The organism is Vibrio sp. 661, assembly GCF_033339315.1.
In the GTDB taxonomy this organism is placed as follows: domain Bacteria; phylum Pseudomonadota; class Gammaproteobacteria; order Enterobacterales; family Vibrionaceae; genus Vibrio; species Vibrio alginolyticus.
This window is the reverse complement of sequence record NZ_JAWOUJ010000020.1, coordinates 48,197-66,521: the sequence shown is the minus strand read 5'-3', so window position 1 is coordinate 66,521 and position 18,325 is coordinate 48,197. Positions and strand designations below refer to the sequence as shown.

The following is an 18,325-nucleotide window of genomic DNA, read 5'->3' as shown; positions in this document are numbered from 1 at the left end:
GGAGCGACACACGAGGTTCGAACTCGTGACCTCAACCTTGGCAAGGTTGCGCTCTACCAACTGAGCTAGTGTCGCATCAACAACGTTTCCGCTGTTTAGGGCTGCGAATTATAAGAGCATTTTTTTGTGATGCAAGTCCTTCCTTCAAAAAAACTTTATTTTTTTACTGAACGACGAAAAAGCAATCAAAAGCGATATAAATTACAACAATTTGGATCGCAACCTTAACAGTTAAATCTTGAAAATAGTACCTCGATAGTACTTAAGTTCTGCGATGGACTCACGAATGTCGTCCAAGGCCAAATGTGTTCCCTGTTTTGTGAACCCATTTAGCACCTCAGGTTGCCAGCGACGTGCTAGTTCTTTAAGAGTACTAACGTCAACATATCGGTAATGGAAGAACTCTTCCAACTCAGGCATATGCTTGTATAAAAAGCGACGATCCTGCCCAATGCTGTTACCACATATTGGCGACGCCCCTTTTGGCACCCATTTTTCTAAAAATTCAATGGTTTGTGCGACTGCGTCTTGTTCTGAGATTTGACTGTTTCGAACGCGCTCCACCAAACCGCTTGCCGTATGCGTATTAGTACACCAGTCGTCCATTTTCGCCAGTTCTTCTTCCGGCTGATGAATCGCTAACACTGGACCTTCAGCCAAAATATTTAGTTCGCTATCCGTGACAATAGAAGCAATTTCGATGATTTTGTGCGTTTCAGGATCAAGCCCTGTCATCTCTAAATCAACCCAAATTAGGTTTTGATCGCTAAAGGACATGGTTACGCCGCCTATTTGTTTATCGATAAAAGAGGTACTATACCTCAAAATACGAGAAACACGATACTCATACACGGAGCCAAGAGTACGGCTCAACCATTTGAGTAAATTCACATAAAGTACAGAATTGTGGCAAAGAAGAAAAAGTTAACCAAAGGTCAGGTGCGACGCGTACGTAGCAACCAACAAAAGCGTTTGAAGAAGCAAGAAGATTCCATCCAGTGGGATGAAAACATGCTAGGCGCCAGCAAGCAAGGTCTCGTGATCACTCGTTTTGGTCAGCACGCGGACATTGAAGACCTTGAAACAGGCGAAATTCAACGCTGTAACCTCCGCCGTGGTATTGAGTCTCTAGTATCTGGCGATCGTGTTTTATGGCGCGAAGGATTGGAGTCTATGGCGGGCATCTCTGGTGTTGTTGAAGCGGTAGAACCTCGCTCTTCAGTGCTCACTCGTCCAGATTATTACGATGGCCTAAAACCCGTTGCAGCCAATATTGATCAAATGGTCATTGTCTCTTCGGTATTACCAGAGCTATCGCTAAATATTATTGACCGCTATCTCGTTGCATCAGAAACACTGAATATTGCGCCATTGTTGGTCTTAAATAAAGTCGACCTTCTAGAAGCCGATGACCGTGCAATGTATGAAGAATGGCTCAAAGAATATGAACGTATTGGCTATAAAGTGCTTCTGGTCAGCAAGAAGTCTGGAGAAGGCATTGCTGAACTAGAAACCCTACTGCGTGATCGAATTAATATCTTTGTTGGTCAATCAGGCGTAGGGAAATCCAGCTTAGTCAACGCGTTAATGCCGGAACTAGAGAGCGAAGTGGAAGAAGGCGAAGTCTCTGAGAACTCTGGCTTGGGCCAACACACCACGACGGCTGCACGTTTATACCACATTCCAACGGGTGGCGATTTGATCGACTCACCTGGAGTACGTGAATTTGGTCTTTGGCATTTGGAAGCAGAAGAAGTAACAAAAGCATTCGTTGAATTTCGACCATATTTAGGCGGTTGCAAGTTCCGAGATTGTAAACACAATGATGACCCAGGCTGCCTTCTACGCGAAGCTGTCGAGAACGGGGAAATTAACGAAACTCGCTTTGAAAACTATCATCGCATTTTGGAAAGCATGGTTGAAAACAAAGCAAATCGTCAGTATTCACGTAATAAAAAAGCCGATCTGTAATTGAGTTAAGGCTGTAACTGTGTAAAAAGTCTTCACCTAATACTGACAAGCAAATTAAATTTCAGTAACATCACGCGCCCTAAAGCGCGAATCTAACAGAAGTATCGGAATTAAAGATGGACAAGTTTAAAGTTGGACTGCAGTACTGGATCCCACAACACGGCCTCACTCGCCTAATGGGTAAACTGGCTTCAGCAAAAGCTGGCGGTCTAACAACAGCAGTTATTCGTTGGTTTATCAAACAATACAATGTGAATATGGATGAGGCAAAGCACTCAGATCCTAAGCATTTTAAAACGTTCAACGAGTTTTTCGTTCGTGAGCTAAAAGAAGGCGCACGCCCAATTTCTGAAGGCGAAAACGTCATCACTCATCCAGCCGACGCTTGTGTTAGCCAGTTTGGCCCTATTGAAGATGGTCAACTTATCCAAGCAAAAGGTCATCACTTCTCAGCACAAGAATTGCTGGGCGGTGACGCGAATTTAGCTGACGAATTTAAAGATGGTTCTTTTGCGACATTGTACCTATCTCCGCGCGATTACCACCGTGTACACATGCCATGTGACGGCACTCTGCGCCAAATGATTTACGTACCAGGTGACCTGTTCTCAGTAAACCCTCTGACAGCAGAAAACGTACCAAACCTATTTGCACGTAACGAGCGTGTGGTGTGTATCTTCGATACTGAGTTTGGTCCAATGGCACAGGTGCTTGTTGGTGCGACAATTGTTGGTAGCATTGAGCAAATATGGGCTGGCACGATCACTCCGCCTCGTGGAAACACTGTCTACAAATGGGATTACCCAGCAGAGGGTGACAAGGCCGTGATCTTGAAAAAAGGCGAAGAGATGGGCCGCTTCAAACTGGGTTCTACTGTTATTAACCTGTTTGCCAAAGACGCGATTGAGTTTGACGCAAGCATGGAAAACGGTAAGCCAACCGTTATGGGCACACCTTACGCCTTAAAAAATTGAGTAAAACACCGTTAAGAGCCCTTTATTCAGGGCTCTTTTTATTGATAAAAAGCAAAACTCCGTTCGAAATTTAGCCTCTATTTCTCAAACTCATACCTGCCTCTAAGACCCTCATTCCACAATCAATTATCCTGCGCTTAGAATGAATATTTAGAGGGGCAGCCAATGCCAAAGATGAGTGTAAACACGTTGGCGAAATTGCTGGTGTGCTTTTTAATTCCGCTCGGTGTTTTGATGATGCCGATCGATGCTATTCCTATTGACGATCTCACTTTAATTCAGCATCGCCTGTTAGCTATTTTTCTTCTTGCTGCCCTACTTTGGGTTCTCGAGCCGGTTCCCGTTTTTGCTACGTCCATTCTTATTATCGCTCTTGAACTGATCATGATATCGGATAAAGGTTTGCATCTATTTCGCAATCCACCAGCGGGGCATGATTTAGGAGAGTTAATTGCTTACACCGATATTTTCTCGGCCTTCTCTTCACCGATCATTATTCTTTTTATGGGTGGTTTTGCTCTTGCGATTGCGGCTTCCAAATACGAGCTCGACAACAACCTCGCCCGAGTTCTATTAAAACCATTCGGCACCCAACCTAAGTTCATCATGCTGGGCTTGATGTTAATTACCGCCGTTTTTTCAATGTTTATGTCCAATACTGCCACGACCGTGATGATGCTAGCCCTGCTTGGCCCCATCGTCGCTTCAGCACCTAAAGGGGATTTAGGCATTAAAGCACTGGTGTTGTGTATTCCAATCGCAGCGAATACAGGCGGCATTGCGACTCCGATAGGCACGCCACCTAATGCGATAGCGCTTCAATATCTCACTGGAGAAAACGCGATAGACTTCCTATCGTGGATGACAATGGGTCTACCCTTTGTGTTGGTACAACTCACTGTAGCTTGGTTCTTGTTGCAAAAGCTGTTTCCGTCTAGCGAACCAGAAATGAAACTAAAGCTAGATGGTACATTCAAAAAGAGCTGGCGTGCGATCGTCGTCTACATCACTTTTGCACTAACCATTTTGCTTTGGATGACAACGAAAGTGCATGGCATGAATACATATGTTGTCGCGATTATCCCACTAGCAGTGTTCACGTTAACGGGCATTATGGGAAAAGAAGAGCTCAAGCTGATTAACTGGGATGTTTTATGGCTGGTTGCCGGTGGTATAGCAATTGGTATTGCCTTAGACAAAACGGGCTTAGCCGAAGCATTAGCGCACGCCATTGATTACAGCCTGCTATCACCATTTGCCGTTGTTTTAGCCCTATCAGTAGTGTGTTGGTTAATGGCGAACTTTATGTCTAATACCGCAACGGCAAACTTATTGATGCCTATTGCTGCCGCTATTGGTACATCCATGCCAAGCCTTATTGCGGTTGGTGGCCTACAAGGTTTACTGGTTGTCGTCGCCTTCTCCGCATCACTTGGCATGATCTTACCGGTTTCCACACCACCAAACTCTTTGGCTTATTCAACAGGCCTCATCGAGAGCAAAGACATGGCGAAAGTGGGGCTGATTCTTGGTTTGATTGGTCTACTTATCGTGTATGGCGCAGTTTTGGTACTGTTTTAATCGAAGAGCTCCATGAAAAAGCGTGTTGTCATGGAGCTGCTCTCCAGCTACTGCCCTTACAGAGCGGCTTTTACATCCCATAAATTTCGTGCATATTAAGACTCCTCTACTCTACAAGGACGTCGACACATCATGGGTTACGAATGGCTTGCTTTATGCGCCGCTTTTCTGTGGGCAGTTTCTAGCCTAATTTCGGTCATTCCTGCACAACACCTAGGCGCATTTTCTTACAGCCGCTGGCGTATGGGCTGCACAGCCGTGATCTTATCAACAATGGCCTGGATAACTGGCGGCTGGTTAACGGTTTCTTGGGAACACGTAACGCCAATGATGGCCTCAGGACTGATTGGTATTTTTATTGGCGATACCGCTCTATTCGCGTGTTTGAATCGTATGGGGCCAAGACAAGCCGGGTTACTCTTCTCTTGCCACGCCGTGTTCTCTGCCATCTTGGGCTACTTCTTATTTAGCGAAGTCATGACCACAATAGAACTACTGGGCGCATCATTGGTATTTAGCGGCGTGGTGATGGCGATATTCTTTGGCCGAAGAGGTCAAGTGAATAACGTCTTGGAAGACATTAAAGGTAACATCTGGGTGGGTATTGGACTTGGCTTAACCGCAGCAATGTGCCAAGCATTGGGCGGCATCATCGCCAAGCCAGTAATGCAAACCAGTATTGACCCAGTTGCGGCTTCTGCTATTCGAATGATCAGTGCCTTTTTCGCCCACAGCATGTTGTTAATTCTAGGAGTCAAAGTCGCTCGCTCGACGCAACACATTACTTGGCGCATATTTGGTATTACTGCCCTTAATGGTTTCTTGGCGATGGCCGTCGGCATGACGCTAATCTTATACGCACTGCAAGAAGGAAATGTAGGTATGGTTGCACTTCTATCTTCAACCACGCCAATTATGTTGCTACCACTGCTCTGGATTTACACTAAACGCCGACCAAACCGATTTGCATGGTTGGGCGCAGCCCTAGCTGTGATTGGTGCGGGCATTTTGGTTCAGTAACCTTACAGACCAGCCCTTATTGCCAGATACAAAAAAGCCCGAGTTTAAACTCGGGCTTTTGTCATTCGGAGCCGTTAGTTAATTATTTATTTAACTAATACTTCACCCGTCATTTCTGCTGGGATTTCTAGACCAGCTAGAGAAAGCATGGTTGGTGCAAGGTCAGACAGTTTACCGCCTTCTTTGAATTCAACCGCTTTGTCACCTACATAGATTAGAGGTACTGGTAGGTTAGTGTGAGCAGTGTGGATGCCGCCAGTTTCAGGGTCGATCATCATTTCTGCGTTACCGTGGTCCGCAGTGATCAATAGTTGACCGCCAACTTCTTTGATTGCTTCAACCACTTTACCCACGCTTTCATCTAGAGCTTCGATTGCTTTCTCAGCCGCTTCATAAACGCCAGTGTGACCAACCATATCTGCATTCGGGTAGTTACAGATGATGGTATCGAACTTACCAGACTTGATAGCCGCAACCATCTTCTCTGTTAGTTCTGGAGAGCTCATTTCAGGCTGCATGTCGTACGTTGCAACTTTTGGAGAAGCAACCAACTGACGCTCTTCGCCTTCGAATTCGTTCTCAACACCACCGTTGAAGAAGAAAGTCACGTGTGCGTATTTCTCTGTTTCAGAGATACGTAGCTGAGTTTGACCTTGTTTAGATAGCCACTCACCGTAAGTGTTTTCTAGAGACGCAGGTGGGAATGCGATAGCTAGAGGGATATCAGCCGCGTATTGAGTCAGCATCACAAAGTTGATTGCTGGGAATACTGCACGCTCAAAGCCGTCAAATGCAGGAACGAATGCACGAGTGATTTGACGTGCACGGTCAGCACGGTAGTTCATGAAGATAACCGCATCACCATCTTGCATGATTGCGTCTTCTTGACCTTCTGCTTTGATAGCTGTTGCTTTAACGAATTCGTCGTTTTCTTCACGAGCGTAAGCCGCTTCTAGACCTGCAACTGCCGTTTCTGCTGTGAACTCAGCTTTAGCTTGAGTTAGAAGATCGTAAGCAACTTGGACGCGATCCCAGTTGTTGTCACGGTCCATTGCGTAGTAACGACCTACTAGAGAAGCAACGCGGCCTTTACCTAGTTTCGCAAATAGGTCTTGGAAACGTTGTAGTGAGTTTTCAGCACTACGTGGTGGTGTGTCACGGCCGTCTAGGAAGCAGTGTAGGTAGATTTTCTCTGCGCCACGCGCCGCTGCCATTTCAACTGCAGCGTAAATGTGGTCTTCGTGAGAGTGAACACCGCCTGGAGACATCAGGCCCATGATGTGTACTGCTTTTTCAGCTTTCACAGCAGAGTCGATTGCTTCAACTAGCGCAGGCGTTTGTTCGAACTCACCATCCGCAATTGATTTAGTGATACGAGTCAGGTCTTGGTATACAACGCGGCCTGCACCAATGTTAGTGTGACCAACTTCAGAGTTACCCATTTGACCATCAGGAAGGCCAACATCCATGCCTGAAGCAGAGATTAATGTGTGTGGGTTATTCGCAATCAGAGCATCCATTACTGGTGTTTTCGCATTCGCAATTGCGTTACTTGCTGTGTCTTCACGGTAACCGTAACCGTCAAGGATAACTAGAGCCAGTGGCTTCTTAGCTGACATAGTGATGACCTCATCAAATTTAAGTAACTTTTGGCGTAGGGCCTCGCTGCCCTATCTAACCTTGAAACAAAACTAGCGTAATTTTACTACACTTTTTAACCAAAACTGTAGGTTAAGATCAAATAATGTTTGCGATTTATTGTTGCTATCTTACAAGTTAAGCGAACAACGAGTCAGTGCCGACAAACGTGTTCCACAAGCATAGTCATTTCTAATACGCTTTGTACACCCCAGTCTAAGTTCGGTTTTCTTACGCTTCTCATTCTTATTTTTGCACTTGAAACAGTGCTAATTTAAAGCAACATCAAACAAGATGGGTTAATACTTATTGTTCTCTTTTCTCAGTAAAACAGAAGTCACTTAAACCGATAAGTCCAATAGGCCAAAGCAATCAAGCTACCAGAGCGAAATGTACGGATAGTAAGGGCATAACGGGTTTATAGAGATCTCAATTATTCGTTAGAAAATTTTAACCCTCTCGCCTAAGAGCCGTAACCTCGCTATACTCCTGCTTTATTTTTCCGCCAACAGCGTAAGAGCTCAAGACATGCAAGAGTACATTGAATTTTTCCAACAGAACATGATTCTATCTTTGGTTTGGGTAGGTCTTCTTGTCGCCTTTATCATGAACATCGTGAAGTCAGCGACAGCCGCATACAAAGAAATCAACGTAAACCAACTGACTCATCTTATGAACCGTGAAAACGGCGTTGTAGTGGATATCCGTACCAAGGACGAGTTCAAAAAAGGTCATATCACCGACTCACTTCACATTTTACCGTCAGACATCAAAGCGGGTAACTTGAGTAGCCTTGAAAACCACAAATCAGACCCAATCATTGTGGTATGCAAGACAGGACAGACCGCTCAAGAAAGCGCAAACCTATTAGTAAAAGCTGGCTTCGAAAAAGTGAGCCTACTAAAAAATGGTTTGATTGCGTGGAACGAAGCGAACCTGCCGTTAGTTCGCGGTAAAAAGTAGGAACGTGGCAAGAACGAAAGTTCGCGTTTAAACGCGCTTTTACCAAGCCTCGCGGACAAAAAACTGAGCAAATTGAAAGCAGTTGGAGCACTAAGTTGTGACGCTTTGCACGTAATACACGCTTCATCTAGTCAAGGTAGATTGGCTCAGTTAGTCTCAGGACATACCAGTTTTCTGAGCTTAGACGTTTCTAGGCTCAACAAATATTGATTTAAGGATTAAAAAATGGCTGAAGCAGCACCTCAAGACGCACAACAAAACTTCGCAATTCAACGCATCTTCCTAAAAGACGTTTCTTTTGAAGCGCCGAACTCTCCAGTAATTTTCCAGAAAGAGTGGAACCCAGACGTTAAACTAGACCTAGACACTCAAAGCCGTGAGCTTGGTGAAGGCGTGTACGAAGTTGTTCTACGTCTAACCGTTACTGTGAAGAACGAAGAAGAGACTGCGTTCCTATGTGAAGTTCAACAAGGTGGTATCTTCACTGCTGAACAAATGGAAGCTGGTCAACTTGCACATTGCCTAGGCGCATTCTGCCCGAACATCCTATTCCCATACGCTCGTGAAACTATCTCAAGTCTAGTCGTTAAAGGTACGTTCCCTCAACTGAACCTAGCGCCAGTAAACTTTGACGCGCTATTCATGAACTACCTACAACAGCAAGCTCAACAAGGCGAAGCTGAAGCGTAATTCACGTTTTATAAGTGACGAATAGCCACAGTGCTGACGTCACCGAATCAAATAAAATGCACAGAGCGTCTACCATCCGATGCAATGTGCATTTTTTATTTCTGACAAAAGTTCCTAGTTCCTAATCGCCAGAAGGCGTAAAATTTGACGATTAGGAACTAGATTCTACTAGTAGCAAGACAATTAGGCGGTAGCATGACACAAGCAAATACAAACAATGCTTACGGTAAAGACATCGCAATGACTGTGATTGGCGCAGGCTCATACGGCACCTCTTTGGCAATCTCACTCGCTCGTAACGGCGCGAACGTTGTCCTTTGGGGACACGAGCCAGAGCACATGGCTCGCCTAGAAGCAGACCGAGCTAACCATGCCTTCTTACCAGGTGTTGATTTCCCTGAAAGCTTGATCATTGAATCGGATTTAGAAAAAGCCGTTCAAGCAAGCCGAGATTTGTTGGTTGTGGTTCCAAGCCATGTCTTTGGCATCGTGCTAAACAGCTGTAAACCATTCTTGCGCGAAGACTCTCGCATCTGTTGGGCAACCAAAGGGCTTGAACCTGAAACGGGGCGCCTACTGAAAGACGTTGCTTATGACATTATCGGTGAAAACTACTCACTAGCAGTATTGTCTGGCCCAACGTTTGCGAAAGAGCTCGCAATGGGTATGCCGACTGCAATCTCTGTTGCGTCTCCAGATTCTGAATTTGTTGCGGATCTACAAGAAAAAATCCACTGTAGCAAAACCTTCCGCGTATACGCCAATAGTGACTTTATTGGTATGCAATTGGGCGGCGCTGTGAAAAACGTTATTGCGATTGGTGCGGGTATGTCTGATGGTATCGGTTTTGGCGCCAATGCTCGTACCGCATTAATTACTCGTGGCTTGGCTGAAATGAGTCGCCTTGGTGCTGCGCTGGGTGCACAGCCAGAAACCTTTATGGGCATGGCGGGTTTAGGCGATCTTGTCCTGACATGTACCGATAACCAATCACGTAACCGACGCTTTGGCTTGGCATTAGGCCAAGGTAAAGACGTTGATACGGCTCAAGAAGAAATTGGTCAAGTGGTTGAAGGTTACCGCAATACAAAAGAAGTATGGCTACTTTCTCAACGTATGGGTGTTGAGATGCCGATAGTTGATCAAATTTATCAAGTATTGTATCAAGGAAAAGATGCGCGCTTAGCAGCGCAAGATTTACTTGCTCGTGACAAAAAAGCCGAAGGAAAGTAGCAATCTACCGCCCTTTGCAGCTCATCTGAGAAAAATTGAAGTTGTCGGGTCACGGAAGAACCACTCTGGATATTGAGAATGAAACACTGCGAAAAACAAAAAGTCTGGAACAAAATTGTCTCAGAAGCCCGTGAAATGTCAGAACAAGAGCCTATGCTGGCAAGCTTCTATCATGCCACCATTATCAAGCATGAAAGTTTGTGTGCCGCTCTGAGTTATATTCTGGCTAACAAATTGAACACCGCTTCCATGCCAGCGATGGCTGTGCGTGAAGTGGTTGAAGAAGCCTTTGCGGCTGATCCAACCATCACTGACGGCGCGGCTTGTGATATTTGTGCCACGGTCAATCGCGACCCTGCTGTTTCAATGTACTCAATGCCATTGCTGTACCTAAAAGGCTATCACGCACTGCAAGGCTACCGAGTAGCAAACTGGCTGTGGAAGCAAGGTCGTCACGCTCTTGCGACTTACCTACAAAATCAGATTTCGGTAGCATGTCAGGTCGATATCCACCCTGCAGCGCGCATTGGTAGTGGTATCATGCTCGACCATGCAACAGGCATCGTGATTGGTGAAACTGCCGTGGTCGAAAACGACGTGTCTATACTGCAAGATGTCACCCTTGGTGGTACTGGTAAAGAATGCGGTGATCGTCACCCGAAAATTCGCGAGGGTGTGATGATCGGAGCTGGTGCAAAGATTCTTGGTAATATCGAAGTCGGTGAAGGCGCGAAAATCGGATCTTGCTCTGTGGTATTGCAAGCCGTGCCTCCTCACACAACGGTGGCTGGCGTGCCTGCAAAAATCGTCGGACGTCCAAAAACGGACAAACCCTCTCTCGATATGGATCAAGGCTTTAACGGCAAGTCGCAAAGCTTTATCCATGGAGATGGTATTTAATCGTCAACAAACCTTTTTGACAACAACGTGGTAGGTAACTCTCAAGTGCGAAAACAAAATCACCCTGTTCTACGCTCGGCTATTTTATTAACTTGTGCTTTATCTGCCACTTATCCCATTACCTCCTCTGCTGTGAGTCAGCAAGAGCTCAAAGGCGTATCCAGTGAGATAAGCCGTCAGCGCAAATCGCTCTCTTCCCAAGAAAAGCAGCTCAATGAGTTACAGAAATCACTAAAAGATCAAGAGCTTGGTATTTCTAAGCTTGAGCGTGAAATACGACAAACCAAGTCTAACCTCGCACAAGCAGACAAAAACATAGAAAACCTGGAAGAGAAAATTGCCTTGCAAGAAGCACAGCGTCAAGAGCAAGAAGAAGAACTCAAACAGCTGCTGCAAACGTATTACGTAACCGAGCGAGCGAAGGCCAATGGTCACTTGTTAAATCAAGGTGTGGAAGAAGACCGCATGAGCCAATACTTCCAGCATTTAGCTAAAGCACGTGCTGAAGTGATTGATGCGATCACCAAAATAACCCAAGAATTAGCGCACAACAAAAACCAGCTCGAGCTAGAAAAAGAGCAAATCGAGACTCTGCTCAAGCAGCAATCCGAAAAACGTACAGCGCTAGCGAGTACACAATCCAAGCGTAAGCAAACCCTGAATAAAATTCAGAGCAGTATCAAGAATGACAAACGCTACTTAGCCGAGCTGCAACGCAACGAAACCCGTTTAAAAGCAGAGATCGCCAAAGCAGCGAAGCGTAATGCGGTGCCAATGGACGGACTCGGCAAACAGCGCGGTAAGTTGCCTTGGCCACTCAAAGGCAGTGTGTTACACAACTTTGGTACGCGACAAACTGGGCAGGTAAACTGGAAGGGTATGGTGTTGTCTGCCAACTATGGTCAACAAGTGAAAGCCGTTTATCCTGGTACTGTCGTATTTGCTGAGTATCTGCGCGGATACGGTTTAGTGGTACTGCTCGACCACGGCAAAGGTGACATGACCCTCTATGGTTACAACCAAGCCTTAACTAAAAAAGAAGGCGACCGAGTCACCGCCGGCGAAGTGATTGCTCTCGCGGGTGATACAGGTGGTCAAGACAGACCATCGCTGTACTTTGAAATTCGTCGTAATAGTGAAGCGCAGAATCCGAAATCTTGGTTAAAACGCTGATTATCTGACTCATAGACTTATAATAAAAAAGGAGCCACTCGGCTCCTTTTTTGTATTCATATTTTGGAAAATGCTATGCGTAGTAGGTTTCTACCGCATCAATAAAAGCATTCACATCATCTTTGCTTAACGCGTTGATTCCTGCCGCCGCCTCTCGCCCCCCACCTGTCGGGAACTGACCACACACGGCAACGGCACCTTGTTTATTGTTTAATGGGGCGCGGAGTGAAACCGTATAAGTACCATCTGCATTTTCAGTAAGTACCGCATGCGCAGAGTCAGGGGTTTGGTTTGCTAGCCAGTTGCCATAAACACCACTGATTCGGCGTGATGCCGCCGTGTTTGGTAACTCAAACAACTTCAGCTTACCACTCTCATGCATGGCAGGCACTGCGAGAGCCGCCTCCATGTCTTGTTGGTAAGCCGATTGCAATTGGTAGTATGGCGAGGCCGTATCTTCAATAGCTTCAAATGGTGACGTGTACTTCAGCAAAGCTCGGTACAGCTCCGCAGGGTGAAAGTGTAAATCTTCGACCTTCGATCCGTAGCCGTTGTAGTTAATTAAAGTACCCAGCTCTTTTAGCTGCTCTTTCTGTTGCTGCAACAAGCCCGCGTTATTCGCTAACTCATCGGCTTTAGCAATCATGTTATCGCCATAAGCCGCCGTAATCGCCCAGTCATGAAAACGCCCATCAAGCAACTTATCGACAATCAACGCCGTGCACATGTTGGCATCGAGATCGATGTGCGCATCCAAATTACCATGCTGAGGAATGTCGCCCGCTTTGTGATGATCGGCGTAAAAGACGTGCGCGCCTTGAGCCAAAGCTTGCTCTAGACCTGCCATGTTCTTTTCCATCGAAATGTCTAACACAGTCAGCTCATCACCCGCTTGCACGTCTACTTTTTCCACCAGCTTGATGTCGCGCTTTACACCGGTTATTAACTGGGCATCGACAGGATCAGCCAAACGCAATTGTAGAAGAGCAATGATGCCATCAGCATCACCATTAAAAATGTCGTAATTCATGGGGCGATAGTTCCTTTATCGAGAATCTTATCCCTGCAAGGGTTTTTAGCGTATGGGACTATTGTGCGTGGCATATTTAACAAGTCAACTCGAGCCACGACTCGAAAATGAGAGTGACTCTCGAAATATTAAGCAGTTTGACGTTTAACTGTGTAGATTGCTAACCGCATCTTCTAATAACAGTAGCTGCTCTAAGCCCTGCTCAGTTGCTAATGGCTTAACGACATTAAGCATCTGCAACATCCCTTGCTTCACCATTTGCTCGGTAATGTTGGTTTTTGAAGCCATCGCGGATTGATACGCCAACCAACTACACGCAATCAAGTGCAATGTACATACCAATGACTTCAACTGTTGTTGATCGACATTCAACAGCTTCATCGTTACGAACTCTTGCATAATAGCAATGAGGTTCGCTTGCAGCTTCTCTTGCACATCGATGTACTGTTCGTGTAGCTGTTCATCTCGTGACAAGATTTCTGGTAAGTTTGCGTAGAAAAAGCGGTATTTCCACATCAAGGTAAAAATAGAGTCTAGGTAGCTCTTCAGCATAGTCAGGCTCTCTTGCGAACCTTGAATAGGGGTAAATCTTTCTAAAAGTTCTGCTGAATAAAGCGCAAAGATCTCACGAACGATTTCTTGCTTATTGCGGAAGTGGTAATACAGATTACCAGGGCTAATTTCGATGTGATCGGCAATGTGATTGGTGGTGATGTTGCGCTCACCATGTTGGTTGAACAACTCCAGTGCCGCGTAGACGATTTTGTCGCGCGTTTTCATTGTTATCGTGTTCCCTCTTCATTAACGAATCGAGTATAGCGACTTCACCAACCTAGGTCGATAGAGGCTCCAAATACGGTAACATAACAGACCAGTTAAGATGCCAGTTGAGTTGGCGACAAGGTCTAACCAAGAAGTTTGTCGCCCTACATACCCTTGCAACCACTCAATAACGGCGCTGAATAGCAAAATACTAATCGCCACCGCCCAACGTTGACGCCAACGCCACACACAAAAACAACCTAAAAACGCAAAGCCGCTATACGCCATAGCGTGCTGCATTTTGTCGAGATACGCGATATTGCCCCAGTCTTGCAGTTCACCTGAACTCAGAGATAAAAAAGCGATCAATATGGCGTAGCTAAAGATGACGAAACGTGCAGCCGTCAGGTTCATTGGACGTCCTTATGCAATTGGAAATGGAAAGGCCGTCACTTGATCAATGTGGTCACAGCCTAGCGCCAGCATGATCAAACGATCGATACCCAACGCGACCCCTGCACAATCTGGCAACCCTGCTTCCAGTGCAGAGATCAGATGATAATCGATCGGCTGTGGTTTTAAACCCATTTCGATACGCTTTGCGTTATCTTGTTCAAAGCGCGCTAATTGCTCTTTCGGGTTATCCAGTTCATGAAATCCGTTCGCCAGCTCTATCCCCTTAAAGTACACTTCAAAACGATCCGCGACGCGATGATCTTGAGGATTGATTTTCGCAAGCGCCGCCTGTGATGCAGGGAAGTCGTACACAAAAGCCGGCACGTCCTGACCAATTTTGTTTTCTACTCCCACGCTAAATAGTAGTTGCAGCAGCGTATCGCGATCTTCTTCTGGCTCAGCAATGTCACTCAAACCCAGCTTGCTTGCCGCCGCTTTCAGCTCAGTCATTGAGCCTTCCAGTGGACACGCACCCAACACATCAATGAAGGCTTGCTGATACGTCATGCGCTGCGCTGCGCCACACTTCAATACCAGCTGCAACAGGTCATCCATTTCATCCATCAATTTATGATGGTCAAAGCCAACGCGATACCACTCCAACATCGTGAATTCAGGGTTGTGGTAGCGACCATTCTCTTCATTACGAAATGCTTTGTTGATTTGATAAATACAACCGCTGCCCGCAGCCAAAAGGCGCTTCATATGGAATTCTGGGCTGGTCATAAAAAACAGCTTACTGCCATCGGCATAGCCTGGGCCAACAAACTCGGTTTGGAAAGTATGCAAATGGATGTCAGTCACGGTTGCGTGACTCATGGCTGGCGTATCGACTTCCATCACCTGTCGGTCAGCGAAGAATTGTCGAATCGACGCGATTAACGTCGCACGTTGACGAAGTTGGTCAATGGAAGCAGTAGGTTGCCAGTTGGTTTGCATAACAAGTCTCTCAAACTTTAATTCAGCGAGGAAAGCCTCATTCTACATTCTTTTTACTCTTCAAGAAGAGAGGAATATCCCTTCTTCTTTTTACTAATGTGCTCGCCAATTTGAGGCAAGCATTACTCGTGCCGCAGAACAAAAAACACTCAGTTAAAATCCTATTATCCATGCGGTTAATGTCGCGCAACACAGGTTTAACATCCCTAATGTTAATGCTTGAGGTCCAAAACCTCGATGCCGTGATAGCAGTCACATAACCTATAAATTCTATGCCCTTAAGTGCATTACCGAAGCAAAAACCCAATTACATCAATTTTTCTGCCATGTGGCTCATCTACACTAACCCTACTACTTTTGGGGAGTTCTTTTTAAAGAGCGCCTCGTAATGACAATAACAAGCGGATTTCCGCAATCACACACTGGAGGATAACTGTGCAAATTATCACCACAGATATCGCAGTCATCGGCGCAGGCGGCGCTGGTCTTCGTACTGCTATTGCAGCGGCTGAAGCAAACCCAGACTTAGAAGTCGCTCTGATTTCTAAAGTTTATCCAATGCGCTCCCACACGGTCGCTGCAGAGGGTGGCTCAGCAGCAGTTATCAAGGATGAAGATAGCTTAGACAACCACTTCAACGACACTGTTGGCGGTGGTGACTGGCTATGTGAACAGGATGTTGTTGAATACTTTGTAGAGAACGCGACTCGCGAAATGATCCAAATGGAGCAATGGGGTTGCCCATGGAGTCGTAAAGAGAACGGTGAAGTCAACGTACGCCGCTTTGGTGGTATGAAGGTTGAACGTACTTGGTTCGCTGCAGACAAAACTGGCTTCCACATGCTTCATACGCTATTCCAGACATCAATGAAGTACAGCAACATCAAACGTTTTGATGAGTACTTTGTGGTGGATCTGCTTGTTGATGAAGGCGAAGTTCAAGGTCTGATTGCTATTCACATGTCTGAAGGCGAGCTTGTTACTATCAAAGCAAAATCTGTTGTTCTAGCAACAGGTGGCGCGGGCCGTGTTTACCACTGTAACACCAACGGCGGTATCGTAACGGGCGATGGTATGGCAATGGCTTACCGTCACGGCGTTCCTCTACGTGATATGGAATTCGTTCAATACCACCCAACAGGTCTTCCTGGTACAGGTATCCTGATGACGGAAGGTTGTCGTGGTGAAGGCGGTATCATCGTTAACAAGAATGGCTACCGTTACCTACAAGATTACGGTATGGGCCCTGAAACTCCAGTTGGCCAACCGAAGAACAAATACATGGAACTGGGTCCTCGTGACAAAGTTTCTCAAGCTTTCTGGCACGAACAACAGAAAGGCAACACCATCAAACACCCACTGGGTGACGTGGTGCACCTAGACCTTCGCCATCTTGGTGAGGAGTACCTACAAGAGCGTCTACCGTTCATCTGTGAACTAGCAAAAGCTTACGTAAACGTGGACCCTGCAAAAGAGCCAATTCCAATTCGTCCAACCGTTCACTACACCATGGGTGGTATTGAAACGGACGGCGGTTGTGAAACTCGCATTAAAGGCCTATTCGCGGTGGGTGAATGTGCGTCTGTTGGTCTTCACGGTGCAAACCGTCTAGGTTCAAACTCACTGGCTGAATTCGTAGTATTTGGGCGCGTAGCGGGTGAAAACGCAGTGAAACGCGCGGCAGAATTCAAAGGTTGGAACGACGCGGCAATTGACGCGCAAGTCAAAGCCGTTGAAGAGCGCATCGTGAAACTGATGAACCAAGAAGGCGACGAAAACTGGGCAGAAATACGCACAGAAATGGGCCACACCATGGAAGCGGGCTGTGGTATCTACCGCCAAGAAGATTTGATGCAAGCGACTATCGACAAAATCACTGAGTTGAAAGAACGCTACAAACGCATCAGCATCAAAGACAAAGGTAAAGTGTTCAACACAGACCTTCTATACGCAATCGAAGTGGGTTACGGCCTAGAAGTCGCAGAAGCGATGGTTCACTCTGCGATTCTACGTAAAGAGTCGCGCGGCGCGCACCAACGTCTAGACGACGGTTGTACAGAACGTGATGACGTGAATTTCCTAAAACACTCACTTGCTTTCTACAAGCCAGAGTCAGCACCAAGTATCGATTACAGCAATGTGACCATCACTAAGTCACAGCCAAAAGCTCGTCTATACGGTGAAGCAGCAGAAAAAGCAGCGGCTGAAGAGAAGAACGCAGAGGAGCAAGCATAATGTCAGCAAATCGCATTCAAAAAGTAGACATCCTGCGTTACGACCCAGAGAAAGATGCAGAACCATACAAGCAAACATTCGAAGTCCCATTCGATGAAACCATGTCTGTACTTGACGCACTTGGTTACATCAAAGACCACCTAGACAAAGATCTGTCTTACCGTTGGTCTTGCCGTATGGCGATCTGTGGTTCTTGCGGCATCATGGTGAACAACGTACCGAAACTTGCTTGTAAGAGCTTCCTACGTGACTACCCAGACGGTGTGACTATCGAGCCTCTAGCGAACTTCCCAATCGAGAAAGACTTGATTGTTGATATGACGCCATTCATCGAGCGCCTAGAAGCAATCAAACCATACATCATTGGTAACGATCGTAAACCAGAAGACGGTACGAACTTGCAAACGCCAGAACAGATGGCGAAATACAAGCAGTTCGCTGGCTGTATCAACTGTGGTCTGTGCTATGCCGCATGTCCTCAGTTTGGTCTTAACCCAGAGTTCATCGGTCCTGCTGCACTAACGCTAGCCCACCGCTACAACCTAGACAGCCGTGACAACGGTAAAGATGAGCGCATGAAGCTTATCAACGGTGAAAACGGTGCTTGGGGTTGTACGTTTGTTGGTTACTGTTCTGAAGTTTGTCCGAAGAACGTTGACCCAGCAGCGGCAGTAAACCAAGGCAAAGTGGAGTCTTCGATGGACTTCGTGATTGCTATGTTGAAACCTGATGGTTCACCAAAGAAAGTGGAGGCATAAGG

General features: G+C 46.2%; 17 protein-coding genes and 1 tRNA gene. 11 read left to right on the top strand and 7 right to left on the bottom strand.

Features of this window, described 5'->3' with window-relative positions:
- Positions 1 to 2: 2 nt before the first annotated feature.
- Both R7P69_RS21915 and orn read right to left on the bottom strand, forming a co-directional pair.
- Positions 3 to 75 (bottom strand) — tRNA-Gly (locus R7P69_RS21915).
- Positions 76 to 231: 156 nt separating this feature from the next.
- Positions 232 to 777, bottom strand: a complete 546-nt coding sequence (gene orn / locus R7P69_RS21910; protein ID WP_017635574.1) for an oligoribonuclease — start codon at positions 775 to 777, stop codon at positions 232 to 234.
- 129 nt (positions 778 to 906) lie between these two features.
- On the opposite strand from orn, the gene rsgA reads away from it, so the two are divergent.
- From rsgA to R7P69_RS21890, 4 genes are all read left to right on the top strand, one after another.
- Positions 907 to 1,971, top strand: a complete 1,065-nt coding sequence (rsgA, locus tag R7P69_RS21905) for a small ribosomal subunit biogenesis GTPase RsgA (protein WP_005386419.1) — start codon at positions 907 to 909, stop codon at positions 1,969 to 1,971.
- Positions 1,972 to 2,087: 116 nt separating this feature from the next.
- A complete protein-coding gene (gene asd, locus R7P69_RS21900) occupies positions 2,088 to 2,945 on the top strand; it encodes an archaetidylserine decarboxylase (RefSeq protein WP_017821837.1) in 858 nt (285 codons plus the stop codon).
- Between the two features lie 165 nt (positions 2,946 to 3,110).
- Positions 3,111 to 4,526: an SLC13 family permease gene (locus R7P69_RS21895; protein WP_005386418.1), complete on the top strand. Its 1,416-nt coding sequence runs from the start codon at positions 3,111 to 3,113 to the stop codon at positions 4,524 to 4,526.
- Positions 4,527 to 4,658: 132 nt separating this feature from the next.
- A complete protein-coding gene (locus tag R7P69_RS21890) occupies positions 4,659 to 5,546 on the top strand; it encodes a DMT family transporter (protein ID WP_005386417.1) in 888 nt (295 codons plus the stop codon).
- Between the two features lie 86 nt (positions 5,547 to 5,632).
- Here the strand turns inward: R7P69_RS21890 and gpmM are convergent, their stop codons facing one another.
- On the bottom strand, positions 5,633 to 7,165 hold the full coding sequence (gene gpmM / locus R7P69_RS21885) for a 2,3-bisphosphoglycerate-independent phosphoglycerate mutase (protein ID WP_005386416.1): 1,533 nt from the start codon (positions 7,163 to 7,165) through the stop codon (positions 5,633 to 5,635).
- Between the two features lie 547 nt (positions 7,166 to 7,712).
- On the opposite strand from gpmM, the gene R7P69_RS21880 reads away from it, so the two are divergent.
- The 5 genes from R7P69_RS21880 (at position 7,713) to R7P69_RS21860 (ending at position 12,143) form a co-directional block, all read left to right on the top strand.
- A complete protein-coding gene (locus tag R7P69_RS21880) occupies positions 7,713 to 8,147 on the top strand; it encodes a rhodanese-like domain-containing protein (RefSeq protein WP_017821835.1) in 435 nt (144 codons plus the stop codon).
- A 225-nt stretch (positions 8,148 to 8,372) separates the two neighbouring features.
- The gene (gene secB, locus R7P69_RS21875; RefSeq protein ID WP_005386410.1) at positions 8,373 to 8,837 is read left to right on the top strand and encodes a protein-export chaperone SecB; all 465 of its coding nucleotides are present in this window, start codon (positions 8,373 to 8,375) and stop codon (positions 8,835 to 8,837) included.
- Between the two features lie 195 nt (positions 8,838 to 9,032).
- Positions 9,033 to 10,070 (top strand): NAD(P)H-dependent glycerol-3-phosphate dehydrogenase, encoded by a 1,038-nt coding sequence (gene gpsA / locus R7P69_RS21870; RefSeq protein ID WP_005381474.1) that lies wholly within the window; start codon positions 9,033 to 9,035, stop codon positions 10,068 to 10,070.
- Between the two features lie 78 nt (positions 10,071 to 10,148).
- Positions 10,149 to 10,970: a serine O-acetyltransferase gene (gene cysE, locus R7P69_RS21865; protein WP_005381475.1), complete on the top strand. Its 822-nt coding sequence runs from the start codon at positions 10,149 to 10,151 to the stop codon at positions 10,968 to 10,970.
- Positions 10,971 to 10,997: 27 nt separating this feature from the next.
- Entirely contained in the window at positions 10,998 to 12,143 is a 1,146-nt protein-coding gene (locus R7P69_RS21860; protein WP_005381476.1) for a murein hydrolase activator EnvC family protein, read from the top strand.
- A 73-nt stretch (positions 12,144 to 12,216) separates the two neighbouring features.
- Here the strand turns inward: R7P69_RS21860 and R7P69_RS21855 are convergent, their stop codons facing one another.
- The 4 genes from R7P69_RS21855 to epmA form a co-directional block, all read right to left on the bottom strand.
- A complete protein-coding gene (locus R7P69_RS21855; RefSeq protein WP_017821834.1) occupies positions 12,217 to 13,173 on the bottom strand; it encodes an acetyltransferase in 957 nt (318 codons plus the stop codon).
- A gap of 144 nt (positions 13,174 to 13,317) precedes the next feature.
- Positions 13,318 to 13,953 carry a TetR/AcrR family transcriptional regulator gene (locus tag R7P69_RS21850; RefSeq protein ID WP_005381480.1) on the bottom strand — a complete coding sequence of 212 codons (636 nt, stop codon included), beginning with the start codon at positions 13,951 to 13,953 and terminating at the stop codon, positions 13,318 to 13,320.
- Positions 13,954 to 13,974: 21 nt separating this feature from the next.
- Entirely contained in the window at positions 13,975 to 14,349 is a 375-nt protein-coding gene (locus R7P69_RS21845; RefSeq protein WP_017635567.1) for a VanZ family protein, read from the bottom strand.
- A gap of 9 nt (positions 14,350 to 14,358) precedes the next feature.
- On the bottom strand, positions 14,359 to 15,330 hold the full coding sequence (epmA, locus tag R7P69_RS21840; RefSeq protein WP_132937287.1) for an elongation factor P--(R)-beta-lysine ligase: 972 nt from the start codon (positions 15,328 to 15,330) through the stop codon (positions 14,359 to 14,361).
- Positions 15,331 to 15,765: 435 nt separating this feature from the next.
- On the opposite strand from epmA, the gene frdA reads away from it, so the two are divergent.
- Together frdA and R7P69_RS21830 are read left to right on the top strand one after the other, a co-directional pair.
- Entirely contained in the window at positions 15,766 to 17,565 is a 1,800-nt protein-coding gene (gene frdA / locus R7P69_RS21835) for a fumarate reductase (quinol) flavoprotein subunit (protein WP_238952139.1), read from the top strand.
- Entirely contained in the window at positions 17,565 to 18,323 is a 759-nt protein-coding gene (locus tag R7P69_RS21830) for a succinate dehydrogenase/fumarate reductase iron-sulfur subunit (RefSeq protein ID WP_005381489.1), read from the top strand. The genes frdA and R7P69_RS21830 overlap by 1 nt, the downstream gene beginning before the upstream one ends.
- Positions 18,324 to 18,325 lie beyond the last annotated feature (2 nt).

Bases quoted from the DNA above. Each gene is read 5' to 3' on its own strand.
- gpmM (WP_005386416.1), bottom strand. From the start codon at position 7,165: ATGTCAGCTAAGAAGCCACTGGCTCTAGTTATCCTTGACGGTTACGGT.
- R7P69_RS21880 (WP_017821835.1), top strand. From the start codon at position 7,713: ATGCAAGAGTACATTGAATTTTTCCAACAGAACATGATTCTATCTTTG.
- R7P69_RS21845 (WP_017635567.1), bottom strand. From the start codon at position 14,349: ATGAACCTGACGGCTGCACGTTTCGTCATCTTTAGCTACGCCATATTG.
- cysE (WP_005381475.1), top strand. From the start codon at position 10,149: ATGAAACACTGCGAAAAACAAAAAGTCTGGAACAAAATTGTCTCAGAA.
- epmA (WP_132937287.1), bottom strand. From the start codon at position 15,330: ATGCAAACCAACTGGCAACCTACTGCTTCCATTGACCAACTTCGTCAA.
- gpsA (WP_005381474.1), top strand. From the start codon at position 9,033: ATGACACAAGCAAATACAAACAATGCTTACGGTAAAGACATCGCAATG.
- R7P69_RS21855 (WP_017821834.1), bottom strand. From the start codon at position 13,173: ATGAATTACGACATTTTTAATGGTGATGCTGATGGCATCATTGCTCTT.
- R7P69_RS21830 (WP_005381489.1), top strand. From the start codon at position 17,565: ATGTCAGCAAATCGCATTCAAAAAGTAGACATCCTGCGTTACGACCCA.
- R7P69_RS21895 (WP_005386418.1), top strand. From the start codon at position 3,111: ATGCCAAAGATGAGTGTAAACACGTTGGCGAAATTGCTGGTGTGCTTT.
- orn (WP_017635574.1), bottom strand. From the start codon at position 777: ATGTCCTTTAGCGATCAAAACCTAATTTGGGTTGATTTAGAGATGACA.
- R7P69_RS21850 (WP_005381480.1), bottom strand. From the start codon at position 13,953: ATGAAAACGCGCGACAAAATCGTCTACGCGGCACTGGAGTTGTTCAAC.
- secB (WP_005386410.1), top strand. From the start codon at position 8,373: ATGGCTGAAGCAGCACCTCAAGACGCACAACAAAACTTCGCAATTCAA.
- R7P69_RS21890 (WP_005386417.1), top strand. From the start codon at position 4,659: ATGGGTTACGAATGGCTTGCTTTATGCGCCGCTTTTCTGTGGGCAGTT.
- asd (WP_017821837.1), top strand. From the start codon at position 2,088: ATGGACAAGTTTAAAGTTGGACTGCAGTACTGGATCCCACAACACGGC.